This window comes from Mycobacterium sp. M26 (genome assembly GCF_001494595.1).
Taxonomy (GTDB): Bacteria; Actinomycetota; Actinomycetes; order Mycobacteriales; family Mycobacteriaceae; genus Mycobacterium.
This window is the reverse complement of record NZ_LN929908.1, coordinates 2,816,452-2,840,545: the sequence shown is the minus strand read 5'-3', so window position 1 is coordinate 2,840,545 and position 24,094 is coordinate 2,816,452. Positions and strand designations below refer to the sequence as shown.

The window sequence follows — 24,094 nt, the reverse complement described above, 5'->3', positions numbered from 1 at the left end:
GGGTAGGTCCGTGCTGCCGAGGGAGCAGTGTTCTGCAGAGCGTTGGGCGCTGCTGCACAGCCGGTAGTCATGTAGGTAGGGATTTTCCGCAGGGGAAGGCCGCTCTCCCAGTCACTTCCAAGTCGTGAATGCCGAGCGTGGCAGCGCCCTGACAGGATCGAGCGGCCCCCACTCATCCCGAGTCGGACTGCGCGGCTTCGATGATGCGCGCCGCCACGTCGGCCAGTGCGGTGTTGGTGTCGTGGGACAGCGTGCGCAGCATGTCGAAGGCCTGGGCGGCGTCGAGGTGATAGCGCTCCATGATCATGCCCTTGGCCTGGCCGATGATGTCGCGGCTGGCCAGCGCCTCCTGGAACTGGACTTCGCGGCGGGCGGCGTCCCACACCAGCGCGGTGTGCGTGGCGAACAGTGAACCGAGTCTGCGGGTCTTCGCGTCGAAGGCGTGCGGCCGCTCGGCGAACACGTTCAGCGACCCCATCGACTTGCCGGTGACGAACAGCTGGAAGCCCATGATGCTGCGCACCGGGGTGCTGGACAGCGCCTCGGCCCTGAACCGGGGCCAACGGCTCTCGCTGTCGAGGTCCTCGACATGCACGGTCTTGTTGTGCCACGCCGAGGACAGGCACGGACCTTCGCAGAGCCGGCGCTGGATGTCGTCGAGCAGGATTGCGCACGGGTGGGTCGCCGCGGGGGTGTCGATGGCCGAGGCGCCTGCCGTCACCGTCACGTTGGCGTAGTCGACGCCCGGTAACTCCGCGGCCGCGTGCTCGACGAGTTCGGCGACCACGCCGCCGTGGACACCGCGGCGCTGATACAACCGGCGGGCGATTTCGGCGATGCGAACGGGCGCATCGACAGGGTCTGGGCCATCATCGACCGACATGGCTGTGCCATACCCGCCACCGCGGGCGGCTCAACATCGGAAGCGAGTGAGATTCGGTGACTGATCAGACCAGGACCCGCCGCGGCCCGATCACCCGCAACGCGCTGGGCCCGAACTCGGCGGAGGCCTTCGTCATCGTCGCCATCGTGACCATCCTGGTGACCCGGCTCTACCTGCGGCTGACCGGATACCCCCAGATCGGCCGGCGATGATCGCCCTGCGGCGCACCACCAAGGTCTGGCCCTTGCGGCTGCTGCGCAGTGCGGCGCTGGTCTTCACCTTCCTGACCGCGCTGGTGGACTTCGCCACTGAAGGGTTCGCGGCGCTGATCACGCTGTCCATCGGCTTGTTCGGGTTGGCCATCCTGTCGTACCAGGTCGACGTGGCCACGCAGACCGATGGCGGCTCACCATGACCGCAGGACGAGTGTGAATCGTGGGCGCCGAGAGTGCGCTGACGGCGGGCTTTTCGGCGTTTCGCCGCCCTGGTGACACACTCGTCGCCCTGGCCACACACTCGGGGCCGACGGGCACACTCACACGACGGACAGATACCGCCGGGTGATCACCCGCTGCACCACCGAGGCCACCGGCGCGCCGATCTGGCTCCACCACGTCGCCGGGCGCGAGAACGCCACCACCTCGGCGTGCACCGACTCGTCGGCCGGTTGGAAGCGCACGCCGAACATCTCCTCACCGGCCACCGCATGGCCGGGCAGGCTGCCGTAGGCGAAACCGCGGCGGTTGTGCTCATCGACCACGTAGACCACCCGGCAGGGTGCGACGAACGGGCCCAGCTTGCCCAGCACGTCGGTGCCGACCTCGGCGACGTCCGTGCTGGCGGTGACCCGCAATCCTGCGCCGCGCAGCATGCCGTAGCGCATTACGGATGCGGCGGCGCGCTCGAAACGGTCTCGGCCGTGGCCGATGGGCGCTGACAACCGGACGTGGTGATAGCCCGGGGGCAGCTGACCTGCCGTCGCCCCCACTTCGGTGTACGTCAACGGCCGGCCGGCCAGGTCGCTGAGCTTCACCCGATCCACCATGCCATCGACACACGTACCGTCGTAGGCAGGGCCGCCAACCCGGCGGCATACGGTAACCAGGTGGCAGACGACATGACCGTGATGGGCACGACCCACCCCGGCGGCGGTTTCAACCCACCCGTACCGACCGCCAAAGGCGGGCCGGACTACGGCCGGTTCATCGACGCCGTCCGCGATCTGCAGGACCACGCCCGCGCCGCCGACGCGCCCGACGACGTCGTCACCCGCGCTGCCGCTCTCATCGAGGAAGCCTGCGCTCTGCTGGCTCCCTACGACGTCGACGAATGGACCACCCCGTCAGGCCGCCGCACCGACGTGCCGATGCGCGGCAACATCCTGAGCATCCCCAATCAGGTCGACCCCTGCGAGGACGGCCGGTTGCGCGGCTGGGCCCGCTTCCGCCGGTTCCACCTGGGCCGCAACGGCGCCGTGCACGGCGGGATCATCGCCCACCTCTTCGACAGCGTGCTGGGCAAGACGTCGTTCCTACTCACCGGCGGGCCCTACCAGCGCACGGCCTACCTGCACGTCAACTACCGCCAGATCGTGCCCATCGAGAAGGAACTCCAGGTCGAGGCCGGTGTGTTGCGCACCGAGGGCCGCAAGATCTTCGTCGACATCCGGCTGTCCGATGGCGACACCGTCCTGGCTGACGGGGAGGGGCTGTTCGTGCTGCTCAAACCGGGGCAACCGTGAAGCGCTATGCGCGCGTGTGGGCGCGCAAACGGGACGGGCTCCGGGACCGTCCGGTGGCCGACTTCGTCTACCGCGTCGCCGTCGGGGTGGTCGGGGTTACCGTGCTGCTCATCGGCATCGTCGCCATCCCGTACCCCGGGCCGGGCTGGGCCATCCTGTTCGTCGGCCTGGCGATCCTGGCCACCGAGTTCTACTGGGCGCATCGCACCCTGACGTTCACCCGCGGCCACTACAACAATGCGATGGCGTGGTTCAAGCGGCAGGGCTGGTGGGTGCAGGCGCTCGGGGCGGTCTTCACCGCGGCTGTCGTGGTGGCCACGCTGTGGCTGGTCGGCGCGGTGGGGTGGACGGCGGGCCTGTTCGGTCTGGATCACCCGGCACTGGACAGCCCCATCGGCCTCGGAGCCTGACCGTCGCCCCGATAGCATGGTCGCGACCGACCGCGAGTCCTCGTGGCGGTCATCCCTGTCCCCGTCACCCGAAAGAGCACCCGTGATGAGCGCCCCCGCGACGACCGCCCCAGCAGCCCCGATCCGGGTTCCTGCCGGGACTACCGCGGGTGCGGCTGTCCGCGACGCCGGCCTGCCCAGTCGCGGCGAGCCCGACGCGATCGTGGTGGTGCGCGATGTCGAGGGCAAGCTGCGCGACCTGAGCTGGGCGCCGGACGCCGATGCCGAGGTGGTGCCGGTGGCCGCGAACACCGAGGACGGGCGCAGCGTCATCCGGCACTCCGCCGCCCACGTCCTGGCCCAGGCCGTGCAGGAACTCTTCCCGCAGGCCAAACTCGGCATCGGCCCGCCCATCACCGACGGGTTCTACTACGACTTCGACGTGCCGGAGGCGTTCACCCCGGAGGATCTCGAGAAGCTCGAGAAGCGGATGCGCGCCATCGTCAAGGAAGGCCAGCTGTTCGCCCGCCGGGTCTACGATTCCAAAGACCAGGCGCGCGCCGAATTGGCCAGCGAGCCCTACAAGCTCGAACTCGTCGACGACAAGTCCGGCGACGCCGACATCATGGAAGTGGGCGGCGACGAGCTGACCGCCTACGACAACCTCAATCCGCGCACCCGCGAACGGGTCTGGGGCGATCTGTGCCGCGGTCCGCACATCCCGACCACCAAGTACATCCCCGCCTTCAAGCTCACCCGCAGCTCGGCGGCGTACTGGCGCGGTGATCAGAACAACGCCAGCCTGCAGCGCATCTACGGCACGGCCTGGGAGTCGCAGGAGGCTCTCGACAAGCACCTCGAACTGCTCGAGGAGGCCCAGCGCCGCGATCACCGCAAGCTGGGCGTGGAGCTGGACCTGTTCAGCTTTCCCGACGAACTCGGTTCGGGCTTACCGGTTTTCCACCCCAAGGGCGGCATCGTGCGCCGCGAGTTGGAGGAATACTCGCGGCGTAAGCACATCGAGGCCGACTACGAGTTCGTCAACACCCCGCACATCACCAAGGAACAGCTCTACATCACCTCGGGTCACCTCGAGTGGTACGCCGACGGCATGTTCCCCCCGATGCACATCGACGCCGAGTTCGACGAGAACGGCGCACTACGCAAGCCCGGGCAGGACTACTACCTCAAGCCGATGAACTGCCCGATGCACCACCTGATCTTCCGGTCGCGCGGGCGGTCCTATCGTGAACTTCCGTTGCGGCTCTTCGAGTTCGGCACGGTGTACCGCTACGAGAAGTCCGGTGTGATCCACGGCCTGACCCGGGTGCGCGGCATGACCCAGGACGATTCGCATATCTACTGCACCCGCGAGCAGATGCGCGACGAGCTGGCCTCACTGCTGCGGTTCGTGCTCGACCTGCTCGCCGACTACGGCCTGTCCGACTTCTACCTGGAGCTCTCGACCAAGGACCCCAATAAGTACGTCGGCTCCGACGAGGTGTGGGAGGAGGCCACCGAGACGCTGCGCGAGGTCGCCGAGGCCTCCGGGCTGGACCTGGTTCCCGATCCGGGTGGCGCGGCCTTCTACGGCCCGAAGATTTCGGTGCAGGTGCGTGACGCGCTGGGCCGCAGCTGGCAGATGTCGACCATTCAGCTCGACTTCAACATGCCCGAACGTTTCGAGCTGGAATACACCGCCGCCGACGGCACCCGCCAGCGGCCGGTGCTGATCCACCGCGCGCTGTTCGGCTCCATCGAGCGGTTCTTCGGCATCCTCACCGAGCATTACGCCGGTGCCTTCCCGGCCTGGCTGGCCCCGCTGCAGGTGATCGGCATCCCGGTCTCCGACGATCACGTGCCCTATCTGCAGGACGTGGCCGCCGAATTGCGTTCCCAGGGCGTGCGTGTCGAGGTCGACGCCAGCGACGACCGGATGGCCAAGAAGATCGTCAACCACACCAACCAAAAGGTGCCGTTCATGCTGCTCGCCGGTGACCGCGACGTCGAGGCCGGTGCGGTGAGCTTCCGGTTCGGTGACCGCACCCAGATCAACGGGGTGCCGCGGGCACAGGCGGCGGCCGCCATCCTCAAATGGATCGCCGAACGGGAAAACGCCGTTCCGACAGCCGAATTGGTGAAGGTCGACAGTGACTGACGACCGCGAGGCCATCACCGATCGGGGGGTGGGGGAGCCGGACCGCCTGCAGCGGTTGTGGACCCCGCATCGGATGAGCTACATCGTCGACGTCCCCGCCCAGAAGAAGTCCGCCGAGCCCGCACAGCCGTTCACCCACATCCCGACGCTGTCCGACGAAGAGGGCCTGGTGGTGGCCCGCGGTGAGCAGGTCTACGCAGTGCTCAATCTCTACCCGTACAACCCGGGCCATCTGATGGTGGTGCCCTACCGGCGGGTCTCGGAGCTCGAAGACCTCACCGGCGAGGAGAGCGCCGAGCTGATGGCGTTCACCCAGAAGGCGATTCGGGTGATCAAGGCCGTCTCCAGCCCGGACGGTTTCAATGTCGGCCTCAACCTCGGCAAGTCGGCCGGCGGGTCGCTGGCCGAGCACCTGCACATGCATGTAGTCCCGCGGTGGTCGGGCGACGCGAACTTCATCACGATCGTGGGTGAGACCAAAGTCATCCCGCAGCTGCTGCGCGACACGCGCGCGCTGCTGGCCACCGAGTGGGCCGGCCAGCCGTGAGCGACTTCTACCTGATGACCCGCGCGGCGTACACCAAGCTCAGTACGCCGGTGGCCAAGGCGGCCCTCAAGATCGGTCTGACCCCCGACATCGTGACGATCGTCGGCACCGCCGGGTCGGTGCTCGCGGCGCTGACGCTGTTCCCGATCGGGCAGCTGTGGTGGGGTGCGGTCGCGGTCTGGTTCTTCGTACTCGCCGACATGCTCGACGGGGCGATGGCCCGCCAGCGCGGCGGCGGCACCCGGTTCGGTGCGGTGCTCGACGCCACCTGTGACCGGATCAGCGACGGCGCGGTGTTCTGCGGCCTGCTGTGGTGGGCGGCGTTCGGGCTGCACAGCTCCTCGCTCGTGGTCGCGACGCTCATCTGCCTGGTCACCTCGCAGGTGATCTCCTACATCAAGGCCCGCGCCGAGGCCAGCGGCCTCAACGGTGGCGGTGGCCTGATCGAACGGCCCGAGCGCCTGATCATCGTCCTGGTCGGTGCCGGTCTGTCCGACCTGCCGTTCTTCCCGATGCCGATCCTGCTGCACATCGCGATGTGGCTGCTCGCGGTGGCCAGCCTGGTCACCGTAGGCCAGCGGGTGCACTCGGTGCGCAGTTCGCCGGGGGCGATGGACAAGATCGAACCCGCCGCCGAGACCGGAAGCACCGAGCAGTGATCGCCAGGCCGACCGACCTGCTGCGCGCGCCTCTGAAACGATTGCCGTCCGGGGACAACCTGGCGGATTGGGGCTACGCCGCCGGCTGGCGGGTGGTCCGCACCATGCCGGAGTTCTTCGCGCGCAACGCCTTCGACGCCGGCGCCCGTTACGCCGCGCTGGGCGGTGGACCCGAGCAGCTGCGCAAGAACCTGGCCCGGGTGATCGGCACCACGCCCGCCGAGGTGCCGGATTCCCTGATCCGTGCTTCGCTGGCCTCCTACGCGCGGTATTGGCGGGAGGCGTTCCGGTTGCCGACGATGGATCTCGAAGCTCTGGCGGAGCGGCTCGACGCGGTGGTGATCGGCGCCGAACACGTCGATGCCGGGTACGCGGCCGGTCGCGGCGTCATCCTGGCCTTGCCGCACAGCGGGAACTGGGACATGGCCGGGGTCTGGCTGGTGCACCACAGCGGCACCTTCACCACGGTGGCCGAGCGACTCAAGCCCGAATCGCTCTACCGCCGCTTCCTGGACTACCGGGAGAGTCTGGGATTCGAGGTGCTGCCTCTTAACGGCGGCGAGCGCCCGCCGATGGATGTGCTCGCCGAACGCCTCGAAGCCAACCGCGCGGTGTGTCTGATGGCCGAGCGCGACCTGACCAGATCCGGTGTGCAGGTGGATCTTCTGGGTGAGCCGACCAGAATGCCTGGCGGCCCGGCCAAGTTGGCCATCAAGACCGGTGCGGTGCTGCTGCCCGCGCATGTCTATTACGACGGGCCGGACTGCGTCGTGCAGATCGGCGCTCCGCTGGACTGCTCCAGCGGCGACGTCGGCGTCATCACCCAGCTGCTGGCCGACGAGTTCGGGAAGAACATCGCCGCCCACCCCGAGGACTGGCACATGCTGCAACCGCAGTGGCTCGCCGACCTGTCGGCCGAGCGGCGGGCCCGAATACAGGGGGACGACCCGAGCTGATGCGCATCGGCATGGTCTGCCCGTACTCGTTCGACGTTCCCGGCGGGGTGCAGTCGCACGTGCTGCAGCTTGCCGAGGTGATGCGCGAACGGGGGCATGACGTCAGCGTGCTGGCACCCGCATCGGCGGATGTCGACCTGCCCGAGTACGTGGTCTCCGGCGGCAAGGCTGTGCCGATCCCGTACAACGGCTCGGTGGCCCGGCTGCGTTTCGGCCCGGCGACCCACCGCAAGGTCAAGAAGTGGCTGGCCCAGGGCGACTTCGACGTCCTGCACCTGCATGAGCCCAATGCCCCGAGCCTGTCCATGCTGGCCTTGCAGGCCGCCGAGGGCCCGATTGTGGCGACGTTTCACACCTCGACCACAAAGTCGTTGACGCTCAGCGTCTTTCAGGGAATTCTTCGACCCTTCCACGAGAAGATCGTCGGCCGGATCGCGGTGTCGGACCTGGCCCGGCGCTGGCAGATGGAGGCGCTGGGCTCCGATGCCGTGGAGATTCCCAACGGTGTGGACGTGGCGTCGTTCGCCGATGCGCCCCTGCTTGACGGCTACCCCAGGGCCGGTAAGACGGTGTTGTTCCTGGGCCGTTTCGACGAGCCCCGCAAGGGGATGGCCGTGCTGCTCGGTGCGCTGCCCGCACTGGTCGAGCGGTTCGCCGATGTCGAGGTGCTGATCGTTGGCCGCGGTGACGAGGACGAGCTGCGGGAGAAGGCCGGCGCGCTGGCGGGCCATCTGCGGTTCCTGGGTCTGGTCGACGACGCCACCAAGGCCTCGGCGATGCGCAGCGCCGACGTGTACTGCGCCCCGAACACCGGCGGTGAGAGCTTCGGCATCGTCCTCGTGGAGGCGATGGCGGCCGGCACTGCGGTGGTGGCCAGTGACCTCGACGCCTTCCGCCGGGTGCTGGTCGACGGCAAGGCCGGCCGACTGGTGACCGTCGACGACTCCGACGCGCTGGCGCAGGGCCTGATCGCCGTCCTCGACGACGAGAAGCTGCGGGCCGGCTACGTGAAGGCGGCCAAGGCGGCGGTGCGCCGCTATGACTGGTCGGTGGTGGCCGACCAGATCATGCGGGTGTATGAGACGGTCGCGGGCTCGGGGGTCAAAGTGCAGGTGGCTAGTTAAATGTCGGGGCCCCTGTACTGGTCACTGACCGCCGTCCTGGTACTCGTTCTGGTGCTCAGTGCGGCGTGGGCGTACCAAACCGCGAACCGGCTGGACCGGCTGCACGTGCGCTACGACCTGTCCTGGCAGGCCCTCGACAGCGCGCTGGGCCGTCGCGCGGTGGTGGCCCGGGCGGTGGCCGCCGACGCCTACCGGGGGCGCCCTGAAGGCAGGCGGCTGGCAGCGCTGGCCGATGCCGCCGAACGCGCCCCGCGGTCGTCGCGCGAGGCGGCCGAGAACGAACTGTCCACCGCACTGGCGACGGTTGACCCGTCAGCCATCCCGGTGGCACTGGTCGCCGAGATGGCCGACGCCGAGGCGCGGGTGCTGTTGGCGCGGCGCTTCCACAACGACGCCGTCCGCGACACACTGGCGCTGCGCGAGCGACGGCCGGTGCGCTGGCTGCGTCTGGGCGGAACCGCGCCGCTACCAAGCTATTTCGAGATCGCCGAGCGGGCTGGTCAAGCCGCGCCGGTGGCGGCCGAGGCCGTCGACCGGCGCACCTCGGCGCGGGTGGTGCTGCTCGACGAGTCCGGTGCGGTGCTGCTGTTCTGCGGCTCGGATCCCGCCATCACCGACGGCACCGCGCCGCGGTGGTGGTTCACCGTCGGCGGGCAGGCGCACCCGGGGGAGCGGCTGATCGACGCGGCCGTCCGGGAGATCGCCGAGGAGACCGGGCTGCGCGTGGACCCGGCGGCAATGGTCGGCCCGGTATGGCGGCGTGACAAGGTCATCGATTTCAACGGCACCGTGGTGCAGAGCCAGGAGTTCTACTTCGTGCACCGCACCCGCCGGTTCGAGCCCGTCGTCACCGGGCGCACCGAACTGGAACTGCGCTACATCCACGACCACCGCTGGTGCGACACCGCCACGATCGAGGCCCTGGTGGCCGGCGGGCAGACGGTCTACCCGCTGCAGCTCGGTGAGCTGCTCGCCGAGGCCGCCGCGATGGCCGATGCCGGGGCCGGGCGCCCCGAACTGCACCCAATCCACTGACAGCTCTAAATCAGTTTCACCGGGCCGGCAGCCGCGCCCGCAATCCTTCGATGATCGTGTCGACTCCGAACCGGAAGAAATCCCGGCCGCGCAGCGTCTCCAGAACCGGTAGCAACCGGGTGACGCTGTCCTCGAGGTCGTCGGTGTCGGGAGTGTCCTCACCCTGCAACACCACCTGGTAGCGGCCGAACAGATAGGTGTGGATCATCGCGTAGGCGAGCAACACATCGGCGTCGTCGAACCCTGCGCCGATCAGGATCTCCATGATTGCGCTCATCAGCCCGCGGTCGGTACTGCGCATGCGCTCGAGCAGGATGCCGGCGATCCCCGGATGATCGTGCAGGCGGGCGTCGATGTCGGTCAGCAGCGTCCGCAGCCGGCTGTCCCACCCGCCGTCCTCCGGCGCCGGTATCGACACCTCGGCCAGCAGCCGTCTGGCCACCAGGTCCAGCAGTTCGCCCTTGTCGGCCACGTACCAGTAGGCGGCCATCTGGGACCGGCCCAGTTCCCGGGACAGGCGGCGCATTGAGAGCGCATCGAGACCCTCGCTGCGGATCACCGCCAGCGCGGCATCCACGATCTGGTCCTCGGTCAGCGGAGGCTGCTTGGCCCGCCGAGCGGGTTTGTCACCCTGGGCTGTCGAGGCATTGGCGGCGGCGATCGTCCACTCCCATCGACTGTCAGTCATCCGATGGTATGTGACGGTCGGCCGCGGCGCGGCCCCATGCCGACGGGGCCGCGCTTTACACCGTAATCTCACGGTCTATAGTGGTCGGCGAGTCATCTTAATCATTTATCGATTTGGGGAGGGGTGTCGCCATGACCCCGAAGCAGGCGCCGGTCGCCGAAGGGCTGTTCACTTGGCCGACCGAGGAGCCGCACCTGCTCGGTTCGGTTCGTGATGGCCGGTTCTCCTTTCCGGCCCGGCTGGGTGAAGAGCAGATTCCACTGCCTCGGCGCGGGACCCTCTGGGGTTTCACCACCCAGCAGTTCCGCCCACCGTCGCCGCCCTACGACGGTGACGACACGCCCGAGACGTTTCGGCCGTATGCCGTGGGTTACGTCGAACTGCCCGGTTACCTGCTCGTGCAGGCGCGGTTCACTGAAGCCGACCCGGCCCGGCTCCGGATCGGCCAGCCGATGGAACTGCGCATTCTGCCGTACACCACCAGGTCGGACGGGACCGAAGTCCTGACCTACATGTTCGCGCCAGTAGAAGGAGAACCGTCGTGACCGAAGTCGCAATCGTCGGCGTGGGTCTGCACCCGTTCGGTCGTTACGGCGACAAGCTGTGCCTTCAGATGGGTGCCGAAGCCGCGCAGTTCGCACTGACCGATGCCGGCCTCGACTGGGCGCAGGTGCAGTCCGCCTACGTGGGCAGCTACGAGGTGTCCAACCCGGATGCCGTGGTGAGTTGGTTGGGCCTGACCGGGATCCCGGTGCGCGGCGTCTTCAACGGTTGTGCGACGGGGGGTACGTCACTGCAGATGGCAGTCCAGGCGATCCGACACGGTGAGGCCGACATCGCGATGGCAATCGGCATGGACAAGCATCCGCGCGGAGCGTTCGCCGCCGACCCATCGGTAGTGGGCCTGCCGCAGTGGTACGGCCAAACCGGCATGTTCCTGACGACGCACTTCTTCGGGACCAAGATCAATCGTTACATGCACGAGCACGGCATCAGCCACGAGAGTCTGGCGCGGATCGCGGCCAAGAACCTGGGCAACGGTTCGATCACCCCGCACGCGTGGCGTCGGACCCCGGTTTCGGTCGAGCAGGTGCTGTCCTCGGAGATGGTCAACTATCCACTGACTCGCTACATGTACTGCGGGCCGGACGAGGGCGCCGCGGCCCTCGTGCTGTGCCGAGCCGATCTGGCCCGGCAGTTCACCTCCACGCCGGTATTCGTACGCGCCGCCGAACTGCGCAGCCGCCGTGACGGCGCATTTGAGGTGCAGAGCCCGTCGCTACCACTGCAGAGTGCGCCGAGTCCTACCGTGGATGCGTCAAAGGCCGCCTACGAGGCGGCGGGCCTGGGACCATCGGACGTCGACGTCGCCCAACTCCAGGACACCGATGCCGGCTCAGAGCTGATTCACATGGCGGAGAACGGCTTCTGTGCCGACGGCGAGCAGGAGAAGTGGATCGCCGACGGGATGACCGAGATCGGCGGCCGGCTGCCGGTGAACACCGATGGCGGACTGATCGCCAACGGTGAGCCGATCGGTGCGTCCGGACTTCGGCAGGTTTACGAGATCGTTCTGCAACTGCAGGGTCGCGCCGGTGAACGGCAGGTGCCCAACTCGCCGCGGGTGGGCTACACCCATCTCTATGGCGCGCCCGGTGCCTCTGCGGTGTCGATCCTGTCCCGCTGACGGACGATGTCCCTGCGTTCGGCGCCGCAGTCGCTACTGTAGAGCGATGTCCTTGGGTGCGGAGGCCAGCGAAGGCCAGGTAGGCAGGGCCGCTACCGTGATTGCCGACCAGATCCGTCGTCGCATCGTGCGCGGCGAATTGGCCGAAGGCGACCTGCTTCCCAGCGAGCAGCAGTTGCTCCTCGAATTCGGAGTGTCGCGGCCGACCATGCGAGAGGCTATCCGCGTCCTGGAGTCCGAGTCATTGGTGACGGTCAAGCGTGGATCGCGTGGCGGTATCGAAGTCGCTGTGCCCCGAATCGCGACGGCGGCCCACTACGCGGGTCTGGTCCTGGAATACCGGCAGGCGACGACGGCGGATGTGTTCCTTGCGGCGGCGGCTATCGAAGCCCCGTGTGCGGCGATGCTGGCCAGGTCGCGCAGCGCCAAAGACCTCAAGCGGCTGAGGGAGGCTGTCGCCGCCGAACGTGATGCCCGCGACGACCCTGACCGACTCTTGCAGCTGCAGAACGATTTTCACCGCCTCGTTGTCGAACTCGTGGACAACAACACGCTGCGGGTGCTCAGCGACGTGGTTCGCCAGATCATCGAGGTCGCTACTCGCCGTTACCTCGGTAGCCCCACCCTGCGCGCCGAGGACCGAATTCCGGCTTCCGACGCTGGAATCCGGGCTCACGAGAAGCTCGTCGAGCTCATCGAGGCCAAGGACGCGGGCAAGGCCGAGGCGCTGTGGCGCCGCCAGATCATCGCCACCGGCGAGCAGCTGCGGCGAACCGGGGTGGCCGATAAGGTCATCGACCTTATGGAGTAGGCGGGGTTCAGAAGCCCATTCCCTTGCCGACGATGTCGAGCATGATTTCGTTGGTACCGCCGTAGATCCGCTGCACACGGGCATCCCGCCATAAGCGGGCGATCTCATACTCATTGATGTAGCCGTAGCCGCCGTGCAACTGCAGGCACCGGTCGATGATGCGCCACTGGGTTTCGGTCGACCACCACTTGGCGCCGGCAGCCTCGTCGGCGGTGAGTTCGCCACTGTTGACCGCCATGATGCATTTGTCGACGTAGGCCTGCATCACATCGACCTCGGTCTGCATCTGCGCAAGGGCGTGCCGGTTGACCTGGAAGGTGCCGATTGCCTGGCCGAATGCCTTGCGATCACCCGCATACTGGCGCGAGAGGTCTACCGCCCGGCGCGCCGAGGCCACGGCGTGCACGGCGATGCCGAGGCGTTCAGCCGGCAGATTGCGCATCAGGTGGTAGAAGCCCTGGTTCTCCACACCGATCAGGTTCTCGGCTGGGACACGGACGTCCTCGAAGATGAGTTCTGCTGTGTCGGCGGACTTCTGGCCGATCTTGTCCAGTTTGCGGCCACGGGAGAATCCCGCCATGCCCTCTTCGACCACCAGTAGGCTGATGCCCTTGTGCGGCTTATCGGCATCGGGGTTGGTGCGGCACACCACGACGACGAGGTCGGCCAGCAGGCCGTTGGAGATGAACGTCTTGGCCCCGTTGACGATGTAGTCGCTGCCGTCGCGCCGGGCCGAGGTCTTGATGTTCGCCAGATCGGAGCCGGCGCCCGGTTCCGACATCGCGACGGCGGTGATCAACTCACCAGACACATATCCGGGCAGCCAGCGCTTCTTCTGCTCGTCGGTGGTCAGTTCGGAGAAATAGCTCGCCAGGATATCGTTCTGAACACCCAGCCCGATACCGACCGTTCCGGTGAGCCAGTACTCTTCGTCGACGATCGCGTTGAACCGAAAGTCCTTGATGCCCGCCCCGCCGTACTCCTCGGGCATCTCCCAGCCGATGAGTCCGAGCTTTCCGGCCTCCAGCCAGGCCTCGCGGTCGACGTAGCCGCGTTCCTCCCATTCGTCGGCGTGCGGAACGCAGACGGTTTCAAAGTATGACCGCGCCAAGGCGCGGAATTCGTCGTGTTCTGCTTCGAAGATGTCTCTGCGCACGGTCTTTCCTATCCTGAATCATGTTGTGAGGAAGCTGAACTCAGCGCGGTCACCAGATCCCAGGCGGTGCCTGTGGACTCGATGGCGAGCCGGCCCAGGTACTCCTGCCAATAGCGCTGGCTTCCGAATTCCGATCGCCAGGCCAGGGCTCGGTTTGTGAAATGCCGCAGCCGGTGATCCAGGGTGAACCCGATCGCTCCGTGAGCCTGGTGGGCGTTGCGCGCCACGACCGTCGCGGCTCGAGCCGACTCGATCTTGGCCACCGCGATGGCGAACTGCCCCGCTGTGGTGGAGAATCCCTGCTCGGCCGTCACTTCAGTGGCGAACGCCGCTGCAGTCTTGGCCATAGCCAGTGCGCCGGCCGCGGATGAGAGCAGCGACTGGACCGCCTGGAACTTGGCGATAGGCCGCCCGAATTGTTCACGTTTCTGCACGTGCTCCCGGGACAGGTCGAGGGCGCGCGCCAGCGCTCCGCACGTTTGCAGAACGATGCCAAGCGCGCCACGCAGTCGGAACTCACCACTCACGTCGTCGGTGACAGGATGGCCGGTATCCAGCGTGGTCTCGATGCGCACCGTCGCTCGCGTCTGGCCGGTGATGTCATGAGTCTCGTCGATGATCGTCCACTGCTCGCGGGGCACTGCGGTGACGAGGCCGTCGCCGAGGAGCACCAGGGTCTCGGCCACGTCGGCCCACGACAGCCCGTTTACAGTCGGCGGCCCATCGCCGTTATCGGGCGCGGCGGCGGCCACCATGGGCCCCTGCGGGATTTCCTGGCCGGACATCCGGAGCAGCCATGCTGCCAGCAGGTCGTGCTCCGCCAGTGGCACCGCTGCACCGTGGTAGCCGGCGCTTTCCAGCACTACTGCAAGTTCGGGGATCCCGGCTCCGCTGCCGCCCAGGGACTCCGGTGTGGTCAGCAGAGTCAGGCCCGACTCCGACAACGTCACCCAAAGCTTGGTGTCATAGGGGAGGGCGACCTGTTGAGCGTCGAGGATGGGCTCGGTCGCGGCATCGAAGATGTCGTCGGCGAGCTCGCGTAGGGCGAGCAGATCGGCGGATGCGCCCGTCTCTGTTGTCATGTTCAGCGCAGTCCTAGTCCGCGGGCCACCACGCCGCTGAGGATCTCGTTGGTTCCGCCCCGCAGCGTGAAGCCGGGTGCGTGCAGTATGCCTTCGGCCAGTAGGCGCGAGAACGGATCCTCGGAGTCTGGTTGCGGCACAATGTCGCTCGAGGTCGCCACCGCATCGACCACCGCGGACTCGTAGCGGGTGCCCAAGTCTTTCACCAGGGCGGCCGCAATGCCGACCTCATCGCCTTCGGACAGCGCGGCGGCGATGGAGCCCGACAGCTGGCGCAGGGTGGTCAGCTGTGAGATGAGGTCGCCCACAGTGGTCGCCGCCGAAACATCGTGTCCGCGTTGCTGCTCTAGATAGGCGTCGAGCAGCGGCTGGGTGGACAGTATCCGCTCCGGCCCGCTGCGTTCGAAGCCCAATTCCGAGGTCACCTGCGCCCAGCCGTCTCCCGGTTGGCCGAGCACCATCTCGTCGGGCACGAATACCTTGGACAACACCACCTCGTTGAAGTGGTGGGCGCCGGTCAGCAGCTGGATCGGCCGGATCTCGATACCAGCTGAATCCAAGGGCACGATGAACTGGCTGAGTCCGCGATGGCGTGCGGACTCCTCCAGTCCAGTGGTCCGGGCGAGAACGAAGAAGGCATGGGCGTGGTGGGCTCCTGACGTCCATACCTTTGTTCCGGTTAACTCCCAGCCGCCGTCCACTTTGACGCCGCGCGTTCGCACTGCGGCCAGGTCGGAGCCCGCCTCGGGCTCGCTCATTCCGATGGCGAAGAAGTACTCGCCGGCTGCGATCGCGGGTAAGAAGCGCCGACATTGTTCATCGGTCCCGTGTTTGAGCAGCGAGGGCCCCGCCTGACGATCGGCTACCCAGTGCGCGGCGATCGGAGCCCCCGCCGCAAGGAGTTCCTCGATGACGACGAACCGGTCGATGTGCCCGAGCCCGCGGCCACCGAACTCTCGAGGAATGGTCATGCCCACCCAGCCGCGACGTGCCAGTCGCGCGCTGAACGCAGGATCCCACGACGAGATCCAGGAATCCACCCGTGGTAGCCAGCCGAACTCTGCCCGATCTGCGGCGATGAAATCGCGAACCTGTCCTCGCAACTGCGCGGTGGCCGCCGGCAGTGGCCGGTAGGGGGGAACGAGTTGGATGCTCAACGGATCACCAACAGCCCTTCGTGACAGTTCAGGCGGACCAGATCGGATTCAATCAATATAGCTTATATATTAAGCGGATTAGCGACGAGGTTTGTGACCGGTCTTGTATCGAGGATGAGGTGGAGCATGCGTGATGCCGTGATCACTGCGGCTGTTCGGTCGCCGATTGGCAAACGGAACGGTGGGCTGGCAGGTACCCATGCGGTGGAACTGTCGGCAGCGGTCCTCAACGAACTGGTGCGCCGCGCGGGTGTGGACCCCGTCGTTGTCGACGATGTGCACTGGGGCAACGTGATCAGCATCGGCCAGCAGTCCGGCAATATCGGCCGCATGGCGGTGCTCGGCGCGGGCTGGCCGGAGTCAGTGCCCGGCTTCACCGTCGACCGGCAGTGCGGCTCCTCCCAACAGGCCATCTCGACGGCTGCCGCGGCAGTAATCTCCGGGCAGGCCGACATCATCGTGGCCGGCGGCGTAGAGATGATGTCGGCGGTGCCGATGGGAGCCGCATCGGTACCCGGCACCGGGGACATGGGTGGTCCGGCGGTGGCGCGCTACCACCACGTTCTGGCCGAAGCCCCCGGTTTCAACGGACGATTCAACCAGGGCGCCGGCGCCGAGCTGATTGCGTCGTTGTACGGCCTGAGCCGCACCCAACTCGATGAGTACTCCATCGAGTCCCACGAGCGGGCCGGGTCGGCGGAGGACGACGGTCTGTTCCTCGACGAGATCCTCACGATTCAGACGGGGTCTGGTGAGGTGCGGGTCGACGAGGGAATCCGGCGCGGTTCGACGATCGAGAAACTGGCCGTGCTGAAGACACCCTTCCTCGATGGCGGTGTCATCACTGCAGGCAACGCCTCGCAGATCTCCGACGGCGCCGCCGCCGTGCTGATCACCACCTCCGAACGTGCAGCCGAACTCGGCATGACCCCCCTGGCCCGGATCCATACTGCGGTTGTCACCGGCGACGACCCGGTCAAGATGCTGACCGGTCCGATCCCCGCTACCGCGTTGGCGCTGAAGAGATCCGGGCTCGCCATCGACGACATCGAATTCTTCGAAGTGAACGAGGCGTTCGCGTCGGTACCGTTGGCGTGGCAGGCCGCGACCGGGGTGAACCGGGACCGAGTGAACCCGGTGGGCGGGGCCATTGCCCTCGGGCATCCATTGGGTGCGTCCGGCGCGCGGTTGGCTACCACGCTGATCCATCACCTACACCGCACTGGCGCTCGCTACGGATTGCAGACGATGTGCGAGGGCGGCGGCACCGCCAATGCCACGATCTACGAACGCATCGGCTGATCGATCAACCGGGGGGGCGCAACTCGGCGCGGCGAATCTTGCCACCCGGGGTGCGGGGTAGTGACTCGACGAATCGGTACTCCCGGGGCCGCTTATAGGTGGCCAGCCGCCCGGCGAGCCAGCCGTCCAACGTGGTCGACGTCAGGGCCGGGTCGGAGCTCACGACGAACGCCACCGGTATCTCGCCGGCGCGTTCGTCACTGCGACCCACGACGGCGGCATCGATCACGCCGGGATGCTCCATGAGCGCCTGCTCGACCTCGACCGGTGCCACCTGGAATCCGGACACCTTGAGCATGTCCTTGGCGCGGTCGATGATTCGGACTCGGCCGTCGTCATCGATGGCGGCGACATCACCGGTGCGAAACCAACCATCGGCGCCAAAAGCCGATGACTCACCCGAGGCGTACCCGCTGGCCACGCTGGGTCCACGGACTTCGAGTTCACCGTTGTCCGCCAGCCGCAGCTGGGTGCCCAGGGTGGGGTAACCAGGGGAGTCCAGTCGCCACTGCGCGGGCTCGTCGACCGGATTGAAGGCGACCGTCATGGCCTCGGTCATGCCGTAGGAGCACAGGAACCGCACCCCCGTCCGGACGGTGATCTGGTCGGCCAGTGCGGTCGGGACGGCACTACCGCCCCACATGAAGAAACATAACGACGTGAAGTCCTCCGGACGTAGATCGGTCCGTTCGGCCAGTTGGTGGGCGACGGCTCCGGCCAGCGGCCAGATTGTCACACCCGCCTGGCGGATGTGAGCGAGTGCACGGTCGAGGTCGAAGCGCCGGAACAGGGTCATCTCGGCGCCCACACTGATCGCTGCTCCGCTCATCGTGGTTCCGAAGATGTGGCATAGCGGCAGCGATATCTGTAGCCGGTCCCGGTCGGTGAGGGCCAGGTGATGGCGCAGTTGCTCCACTGCGCCGCACAGACTGCCGACGGTGTGCACCACGCCTTTGGGCATACCGGTGGTTCCTGAGGAGAACGGGATGTAGCTGGGCTGATCATCTTGTTGCGCAGCGTGTTCCGTGCTTGCAGGCGGCATATCGTCGACGAGCGTGTCGACTGGGATCGTGACGTCCAACCCCGATACCGCCGAGTCGAAGCGTGGTGTGTGGATCGCTGCCGTGGCCCCCGATGCGCCGATGGCATGGCTTACCTCGGTGTCGGTCCAATACGGGTTGGGGGTGACGAAGACGGCCCCAAGCCGAGCAAGAGCGAACTGCGCGATCAAGTATTCCGGGCAGTTCTCGACCAGCAGCAGTACCCGGGTCCCGGTGGTGATCCCCGCGGCCGCTAGGCGCCGCGCTGCCACAGACGCCGTGGAATCCAGGTCGGCGTAGGTCCACGTGGCGCCCTCGAATCGCAAGGCGACCCTGGCCGGCCAGCGGGCGGCAGCCCGCGTGAGATAGCCGGCATAACCGTCGACCGGCCTGCTGATCATGAGCGCAGGCTACCGCCGCCTGGCATTGCCGTTGCCGGGGACGGTCTCACCCCAAGCCATCCACACATCAGGGACGCGCAGGTCATCGACGCGGTGAATTCTGCCTTCCTGCTGGGGATTCGGCATCGGGCCCAGGCCCCGCATATGGCCCTCGGGGTCGGGTTCACAGACCCAGCGCACACCGTCGAGCTCGTAGGAAATCCCGTCATGCCAGTGCCCGTCGGGTGCGCGGGTGATCACGGCGTCCATTTGGCGGGCCGAGGTGACGGTGCCATCGCTGTGCGCGGTCACGCCGACGTGGTAGTTCTGCTGGCCGAACAGGAAGTGGCCGATCTCGCAGCTGCCATCGTCGTAGTGATTGGCCCACGAGTACCACGTGAGGTATTCCGCGTCGTGTAGCGGATCCTTGTCCCGGTACAGCCGTCCGCCGGGATACATCCATGCTTCCTCCCAAAAGAGGAATCCCCGCATCGGGCGGCCTGCGATGATGCCGTCGACCAGAAAGGTCTGGGTGATGTAGAGCAATGCGGCGTCGCGACCAGGCAGGAACCATTGCAGCGGCGGTGCCACCATGTATCCGCTGGCTTCCAGGACATCGGCTTCGCTGTAGGAGAAATCATCCTCGCTGAACCTCAGTCGCATCGGCCTACCGTCGACGCCCGGCGCCGACGCGTAGGTGACGGTGTCCTCGTCGGTCAGGGTCGCGCTGATGTGGGCGCTGTCGACGGCGCCGCGTGGCTCGCGGCGCAAGTGCAGACCGGGCTCACCGGTTCCGCTCGAGACGACGATGTGCTTGCCACCCAGTGATTGCCGGCCGTCCGCGGTCGCTTCCGGTGGGGTTGCGGCGATCCGACGCATCGTGCTGTATAGGGTGCCCTCATCGTCGCGTAGCGTCCCCCAGATGTAGCCCGCCTCGCGCTCGAGGCCCAGAACCGGTGTGTTCTCGACGAATTCGCGGGCGTCGAAGCGGCGTCCGGAGGCGATGGCCGTGTGGTCAAATGTCCCTGTTGCGCTGCGGGTATCGGGGAACTTGGTGCTGACCATCGATGGTCCTTCCTGGAGGTGGGTCATATCGCGTGTGCCTTCCGCAGCAGTTCGATTTCGGCTTCGGACTTGCCCAGCACGGTTTCGAGCACTTCGTCGGTGTGCTGCCCGAGTCGGGGCGGCGGTGTGTACGAGTCGATCGGTGTGTCGGAGTAACGGATCGGATTGGCGAGTAGGTCCAGCGGCTCCCCGTCGGCGGCGTTCACGTGCCAGCGCATGGTGCGATGCCGAATCTGGGGATTGGCGAAGACACCATCCATCGTGTTGACCGGGCTGACCGGGACGTCGGCCTCCTCCAGGCGGCGCACCCAGTACTGCGCGTCGTGGCGGGCGAAGATCTCGTCGAGGGTTTCCAGCACCAGGTCGCGGTTGGCGATCCGCGCCGAAACAGTGGCGAATCGGGGATCGTCGGCCAGTTCTGGGCGGCCCAGCGCGGCGCTGAGGCCAGCCCACTGCTTCGGTGTCGAAGCGACCACGAAGATCTCGGCATCGGCGCACCGGAAGGCCTGCGAGGGAATCCCGCCGAAGCCACCGTTGCCCCGTCGCGGTGCGGCGACACCGGAGATCAGGTAGTTCTGGGCGTAGTGCGACAGCGAGGCCAGCCCGCAGTCCAGAAGTGCCAGGTCGATGTACTGGCCACGGCCGCTGACGGTGTCACGGTGGTGCAGCGCGGCCAGGATCGCCGAGGCGGCATACAGTCCGGTCAGGACGTCGACCATGGACACCCCGACTTTCATCGGGCCTGCGCCCGGCTCTCCGTCTGGCAGGCCCGAAACGCTCATCATCCCGCTCATCGCCTGGAATACGCCGTCATAGCCGGCCCGCATCGCGTACGGGCCGTCCTGGCCGAAGCCGGTCACCGAGCAGTACACCAGCCTGGGGTTGGCGGCCCGCAGGCTCTTCTCGTCCAGGCCGTACTTGGCCAGCACACCACTGCGGAAGTTCTCGATGAGAACGTCGGATCGGGCCGCCAATTCGGCGATGACCGCCGCCCCTTCGGTGGTGGCATGGTCAATAGTGATCGACCGCTTGTTGCGGTTGGCGCTCAGGTAGAAGCCAGATTGGTTGTTGCCGGGGTCGCCGAGAAAAGGTGGGCCGTACTGACGCGCATCGTCCCCGGCGCCGGGGCGCTCCACCTTGATGACATCTGCGCCCATATCGCCGAGCAACTGAGAAGCTAGGGGAGCAGCCAGGATTCGGCTCAGATCGAGCACCCGGACACCGGTGAGCGGGCCGCTCACGCGGTGACTTTCGGCTCTCGGGGCAGCCCGAGGACACGTTCGCTGATGATGTTCTTCTGGATCTCACTGGTGCCTGCGTAGATCGTCTCGGCGCGGGCCCGGATGAACCCGCGCCGTACCGCCTCGGACTCGGTGTCGGGTCCGGTTGTCCACTCGGTGCCCAGTAGCGCATCGGGACCCAGGATGTCCATCGCGATCTCGGTGAATTCCTTGTGCCACCGTGACCAGTAGTACTTGCCGAGCGACGCCTCCGGGCCGAACTTGCCGTCCCGTAGCGCCGCCGACAGGGTTCTCATGTTGTTGTAGGCCATGATCTCCAGGCCGATGAACGAGTCCACCAACTGGTGGCGAATGATCGGGTCTTCCACGGCGCCGCGGCGCTTGGCCAGGGCGCGAAGCTGGTTCATCTCCCGGCCGAACGAGAACTGATAGTTGAGCACCGAAGTGGCTCGCTCGTGGCCCAGGGTGGTCATCGAGGCGTTCCATCCGTCACCCTGGGCACCCAGGATGTTGTCGACCGAGGTGCGGGCTTCGTCAAAGAACACCTCGTTGAACCCGCTGTCGCCGAGCATGCTGCGGATCGGCACCACCTCCACGCCGGGTTGGTCCAGCGGGATCAGTAGATAGGACAACCCGGCGTGACGTACCGAGCCGGCGTCGGTGCGCACGATCGCGAAGATCCAATCCGCATGCTGGGCGAAGGTAGTCCAGATCTTCTGGCCGGACACCACCCACTCGTCACCGTCGCGGTGGGCGCGCGTCGAGATATTGGCCAGGTCTGAACCGGCGCCGGGCTCGGAGTAGCCCTGGCACCAGACCACCTCGGAGGCAGCCATCGGTGGCAGCAGCCGTTGCTTCTGCTCTTCGGTGCCGTAGACCAGCGCGGTCGGTGCCATCAGCGTCTCGCCGTGGAAGGCAGCCCTGGGCGGTGCCTGGGCGGCGGCGCATTCCATCGCGAAGATGATCTCCTGCGTCATCGTCGCCGCTCGGCCGCCGTACTCCCGCGGCCACGAGAGTCCCAGCCAGTTGCCGGCGGCGAGTTGGCGCTCCCAGTCCCTGCGCAGCTCCCAGTTGTCGTCGTCATCGGGCCCACCACGGTCGGCCGTCCCGACGAACTCGCCCACCAGGTGCTCGTCGAGCCACGTGCGGACCTCGTCGCGGAACTCGAGGTCGTCGGGCGACAGCGGCAGCGAGGCAATGCTGTCCATCGGAGCGGGCATGTGTCGTATAGTACAATCAGTTAGCTGATTAAAGCGAGCCCCTGTCCAGGTCGGTCTCGCCGTCCCGTCGCCGCCGGCAAGGAGGTTCCCCGTGGAGGAACTGTTGTGGTCGGTGCAGGATGGGGTTGCGACCATTCGGCTCAACCGCCCGCAGGCGCGAAATGCCTTCACATTCCCAATGATTCACCGCTGGGCGCAGCTGATCCGGGACGCCAAGAATGACGATTCGGTCCGGGTCGTCGTGCTGACCGGAACGGGAGACAAAGCATTCTGCTCCGGTGTCGACCTGTCGTCGATATCGAACGCCAACCCCGACCTGACCCCGCTGCAGCGCAAGAGCCAATTGCACGACGAGATTCATCAGGTGGCCCTTGCGCTGGCGGATCTTGACAAACCGGTGATCGCCTCGATCAACGGGGTGGCCGTCGGGGCGGGACTGGACATGGCCCTGATGTGCGACCTTCGCATCATGTCCACCTCGGCCAGGGTGTCGGAGGGCTACGTCAAGGTGGGCCTGACGCCAGGCGACGGCGGGGCGTACTACCTGCCCCGCATCGTGGGCACGTCCAAGGCGCTCGAACTCCTTCTGACCGGCGACTTCATCGACGCTCACGAGGCATTGCGGATCGGCCTGGTCAATCGGCTGGCCGAGCCCGAACAACTCGAAGCCGAGACCATGAGGTTCGCCCGCTCGATCGCCGATCAAGCCCCGGTTACCGTGCGGATGATCAAGCGGGCCACCTACCAGTCGGCCAACACCGACCTTCGTACCGCGCTGGATCTCATCTCGTCGCATTTCGCCGTGGTGGCCGCCACAGAGGACGCCGCCGAGGCGTTGGCCGCCATGACCGACAAGCGCCCTCCCCACTACATCGGCCGATAGGAGTTCAGCAGGTGTCCACAGACGCCGCACCGGACATCTTCGATGCCTGGATCAATCTGCCGTACCTGCCCGGTGAGGTGACTCCCGATCCGTCGGTGGTGGCGCGCTTCAAGCGGGGTAACTCCGCCTACGAAGGCGGCGAGACGATGGCCGACGTGATCGCCGAGATGGATCGGCTCGGCATCGCCGGCGGCGTGCTGTCCAAGGCGCCCCGCGATATCACCGCACCGTACGTGCACGGCACCAAAACCGGTGAGGTGGTGTTACGGGAGACCTGTGAACGGCTCGCCGGGATCCAGGCCGAATACCCGGGCCGATTCGTCACCTCGGTGGGCATCGATCCGCGGCTGGCCTACGAGGCGGCCCGCCATGTCCGAATCGCGGTGCGCGAGTACGGCATCAAATGTTTACGGATCATCCCGATGTTCACCGGCATCGCCATCGACGACAAGCTGGCCTATCCGCTGTACACCGCGGCCTGTGACGAGGGGGCGGTGGTGTCGATCAACGTCGGCGTCCCCGGCCCGATGAAACCGGCCAAACTGCAACGCACCATTCTCATCGACGAAGTCGCGTTGGCGTTTCCGGATCTGAAGATCGTGATGAGCCACCTCGGCGACCCGTGGATCTCCGAAACCGTCGCGATGCTGATCAAACATCCCAACGTGTACGCGATGACCGCCGGGTGGGCACCCAAGTACATCCCCGACGACATCCTGCGCTTCGCCCAGAAGCGCAACCCCCGCAAGTTGATGTGGGCCTCGGACTACCCGATCCTGCCGTTCGATCGCACGGTGACCGAGGGTGCGGCGCTAGCGCTGACGGGTGAGTCCCGAACCGGATACCTGGGCGCCAACGCCCGCGCGGTCTTCGGACCGCCTCGCTAGAGA

General features: G+C 66.8%; 26 protein-coding genes. 16 read left to right on the top strand and 10 right to left on the bottom strand.

Features of this window, described 5'->3' with window-relative positions:
* Nucleotides 1-172: 172 nt before the first annotated feature.
* Nucleotides 173-883, bottom strand: a complete 711-nt coding sequence (locus BN3385_RS22880) for a GAF and ANTAR domain-containing protein (protein ID WP_059020261.1) — start codon at nt 881-883, stop codon at nt 173-175.
* 56 nt (nt 884-939) lie between these two features.
* Between BN3385_RS22880 and BN3385_RS28355 the strand changes: the two genes are divergently transcribed.
* Entirely contained in the window at nt 940-1,095 is a 156-nt protein-coding gene (locus BN3385_RS28355) for a hypothetical protein (RefSeq protein WP_156432854.1), read from the top strand.
* Nucleotides 1,092-1,298 carry a hypothetical protein gene (locus tag BN3385_RS22875; RefSeq protein ID WP_059020259.1) on the top strand — a complete coding sequence of 69 codons (207 nt, stop codon included), beginning with the start codon at nt 1,092-1,094 and terminating at the stop codon, nt 1,296-1,298. Before BN3385_RS28355 ends, BN3385_RS22875 begins: the two co-directional genes overlap by 4 nt.
* 120 nt (nt 1,299-1,418) lie before the next feature.
* Here BN3385_RS22875 and BN3385_RS22870 read toward each other — a convergent pair whose 3' ends face one another.
* Nucleotides 1,419-1,916, bottom strand: coding sequence for a DUF1990 domain-containing protein (locus BN3385_RS22870; RefSeq protein WP_059022344.1), 498 nt, complete (start codon nt 1,914-1,916; stop codon nt 1,419-1,421).
* 84 nt (nt 1,917-2,000) lie between these two features.
* Between BN3385_RS22870 and BN3385_RS22865 the strand changes: the two genes are divergently transcribed.
* The 8 genes from BN3385_RS22865 (at nt 2,001) to BN3385_RS22830 (ending at nt 9,492) form a co-directional block, all read left to right on the top strand.
* Nucleotides 2,001-2,624: a PaaI family thioesterase gene (locus BN3385_RS22865; RefSeq protein WP_502688112.1), complete on the top strand. Its 624-nt coding sequence runs from the start codon at nt 2,001-2,003 to the stop codon at nt 2,622-2,624.
* Between the two features lie 53 nt (nt 2,625-2,677).
* Nucleotides 2,678-3,034, top strand: coding sequence for a TIGR02611 family protein (locus BN3385_RS22860; RefSeq protein WP_231748799.1), 357 nt, complete (start codon nt 2,678-2,680; stop codon nt 3,032-3,034).
* 85 nt (nt 3,035-3,119) lie between these two features.
* Nucleotides 3,120-5,171 carry a threonine--tRNA ligase gene (gene thrS / locus BN3385_RS22855; RefSeq protein WP_059020255.1) on the top strand — a complete coding sequence of 684 codons (2,052 nt, stop codon included), beginning with the start codon at nt 3,120-3,122 and terminating at the stop codon, nt 5,169-5,171.
* Complete coding sequence (locus BN3385_RS22850) at nt 5,164-5,718, top strand: ATP adenylyltransferase (protein WP_059020253.1); 555 nt, start codon at nt 5,164-5,166, stop codon at nt 5,716-5,718. The genes thrS and BN3385_RS22850 overlap by 8 nt, the downstream gene beginning before the upstream one ends.
* Nucleotides 5,715-6,377 (top strand): phosphatidylinositol phosphate synthase, encoded by a 663-nt coding sequence (pgsA, locus tag BN3385_RS22845; RefSeq protein WP_059022342.1) that lies wholly within the window; start codon nt 5,715-5,717, stop codon nt 6,375-6,377. Before BN3385_RS22850 ends, pgsA begins: the two co-directional genes overlap by 4 nt.
* A gap of 17 nt (nt 6,378-6,394) precedes the next feature.
* On the top strand, nt 6,395-7,333 hold the full coding sequence (locus tag BN3385_RS22840) for a phosphatidylinositol mannoside acyltransferase (RefSeq protein ID WP_231748880.1): 939 nt from the start codon (nt 6,395-6,397) through the stop codon (nt 7,331-7,333).
* Nucleotides 7,333-8,457 (top strand): glycosyltransferase family 4 protein, encoded by a 1,125-nt coding sequence (locus tag BN3385_RS22835; RefSeq protein WP_059020251.1) that lies wholly within the window; start codon nt 7,333-7,335, stop codon nt 8,455-8,457. Before BN3385_RS22840 ends, BN3385_RS22835 begins: the two co-directional genes overlap by 1 nt.
* Complete coding sequence (locus BN3385_RS22830) at nt 8,458-9,492, top strand: NUDIX hydrolase (RefSeq protein WP_059020249.1); 1,035 nt, start codon at nt 8,458-8,460, stop codon at nt 9,490-9,492. It abuts the gene before it with no gap.
* 16 nt (nt 9,493-9,508) lie between these two features.
* Here the strand turns inward: BN3385_RS22830 and BN3385_RS22825 are convergent, their stop codons facing one another.
* Nucleotides 9,509-10,180 carry a TetR/AcrR family transcriptional regulator C-terminal domain-containing protein gene (locus BN3385_RS22825; protein WP_082690599.1) on the bottom strand — a complete coding sequence of 224 codons (672 nt, stop codon included), beginning with the start codon at nt 10,178-10,180 and terminating at the stop codon, nt 9,509-9,511.
* Nucleotides 10,181-10,311: 131 nt separating this feature from the next.
* Here BN3385_RS22825 and BN3385_RS22820 point away from each other — a divergent pair, with 131 nt between their 5' ends.
* The 3 genes from BN3385_RS22820 to BN3385_RS22810 are packed head-to-tail and all read left to right on the top strand — an operon-like array spanning nt 10,312 to nt 12,678.
* Entirely contained in the window at nt 10,312-10,725 is a 414-nt protein-coding gene (locus tag BN3385_RS22820) for a Zn-ribbon domain-containing OB-fold protein (RefSeq protein WP_059020247.1), read from the top strand.
* Nucleotides 10,722-11,867, top strand: coding sequence for a thiolase family protein (locus BN3385_RS22815; RefSeq protein WP_059020246.1), 1,146 nt, complete (start codon nt 10,722-10,724; stop codon nt 11,865-11,867). The genes BN3385_RS22820 and BN3385_RS22815 overlap by 4 nt, the downstream gene beginning before the upstream one ends.
* A gap of 46 nt (nt 11,868-11,913) precedes the next feature.
* Complete coding sequence (locus BN3385_RS22810) at nt 11,914-12,678, top strand: FadR/GntR family transcriptional regulator (RefSeq protein ID WP_059020244.1); 765 nt, start codon at nt 11,914-11,916, stop codon at nt 12,676-12,678.
* A gap of 7 nt (nt 12,679-12,685) precedes the next feature.
* Here the strand turns inward: BN3385_RS22810 and BN3385_RS22805 are convergent, their stop codons facing one another.
* Genes BN3385_RS22805 through BN3385_RS22795 form a run of 3 tightly spaced genes read right to left on the bottom strand, consistent with a single transcriptional unit; the run spans nt 12,686 to nt 16,073 of the window.
* Nucleotides 12,686-13,834: an acyl-CoA dehydrogenase family protein gene (locus BN3385_RS22805; protein ID WP_059020242.1), complete on the bottom strand. Its 1,149-nt coding sequence runs from the start codon at nt 13,832-13,834 to the stop codon at nt 12,686-12,688.
* Between the two features lie 8 nt (nt 13,835-13,842).
* Entirely contained in the window at nt 13,843-14,916 is a 1,074-nt protein-coding gene (locus tag BN3385_RS22800) for an acyl-CoA dehydrogenase family protein (RefSeq protein WP_059020240.1), read from the bottom strand.
* A gap of 2 nt (nt 14,917-14,918) precedes the next feature.
* A complete protein-coding gene (locus tag BN3385_RS22795) occupies nt 14,919-16,073 on the bottom strand; it encodes an acyl-CoA dehydrogenase family protein (protein ID WP_059020237.1) in 1,155 nt (384 codons plus the stop codon).
* Nucleotides 16,074-16,199: 126 nt separating this feature from the next.
* Between BN3385_RS22795 and BN3385_RS22790 the strand changes: the two genes are divergently transcribed.
* Nucleotides 16,200-17,375, top strand: coding sequence for a thiolase family protein (locus BN3385_RS22790; protein ID WP_059020235.1), 1,176 nt, complete (start codon nt 16,200-16,202; stop codon nt 17,373-17,375).
* A 4-nt stretch (nt 17,376-17,379) separates the two neighbouring features.
* On the opposite strand, the gene BN3385_RS22785 is transcribed toward BN3385_RS22790, so the two are convergent.
* Genes BN3385_RS22785 through BN3385_RS22770 form a run of 4 tightly spaced genes read right to left on the bottom strand, consistent with a single transcriptional unit; the run spans nt 17,380 to nt 22,321 of the window.
* Nucleotides 17,380-18,816, bottom strand: a complete 1,437-nt coding sequence (locus tag BN3385_RS22785) for a class I adenylate-forming enzyme family protein (protein ID WP_059020233.1) — start codon at nt 18,814-18,816, stop codon at nt 17,380-17,382.
* A 9-nt stretch (nt 18,817-18,825) separates the two neighbouring features.
* The gene (locus BN3385_RS22780; protein ID WP_059022339.1) at nt 18,826-19,860 is read right to left on the bottom strand and encodes a hypothetical protein; all 1,035 of its coding nucleotides are present in this window, start codon (nt 19,858-19,860) and stop codon (nt 18,826-18,828) included.
* Between the two features lie 23 nt (nt 19,861-19,883).
* Nucleotides 19,884-21,101, bottom strand: coding sequence for a CaiB/BaiF CoA transferase family protein (locus BN3385_RS22775; protein ID WP_059020231.1), 1,218 nt, complete (start codon nt 21,099-21,101; stop codon nt 19,884-19,886).
* A complete protein-coding gene (locus tag BN3385_RS22770; RefSeq protein WP_059020229.1) occupies nt 21,098-22,321 on the bottom strand; it encodes an acyl-CoA dehydrogenase family protein in 1,224 nt (407 codons plus the stop codon). The genes BN3385_RS22775 and BN3385_RS22770 overlap by 4 nt, the downstream gene beginning before the upstream one ends.
* Before the next feature lie 91 nt (nt 22,322-22,412).
* Between BN3385_RS22770 and BN3385_RS22765 the strand changes: the two genes are divergently transcribed.
* Together BN3385_RS22765 and BN3385_RS22760 are read left to right on the top strand one after the other, a co-directional pair.
* Entirely contained in the window at nt 22,413-23,204 is a 792-nt protein-coding gene (locus BN3385_RS22765; RefSeq protein ID WP_059020227.1) for an enoyl-CoA hydratase/isomerase family protein, read from the top strand.
* 11 nt (nt 23,205-23,215) lie between these two features.
* Nucleotides 23,216-24,091, top strand: coding sequence for an amidohydrolase family protein (locus tag BN3385_RS22760; protein WP_059020225.1), 876 nt, complete (start codon nt 23,216-23,218; stop codon nt 24,089-24,091).
* Nucleotides 24,092-24,094 lie beyond the last annotated feature (3 nt).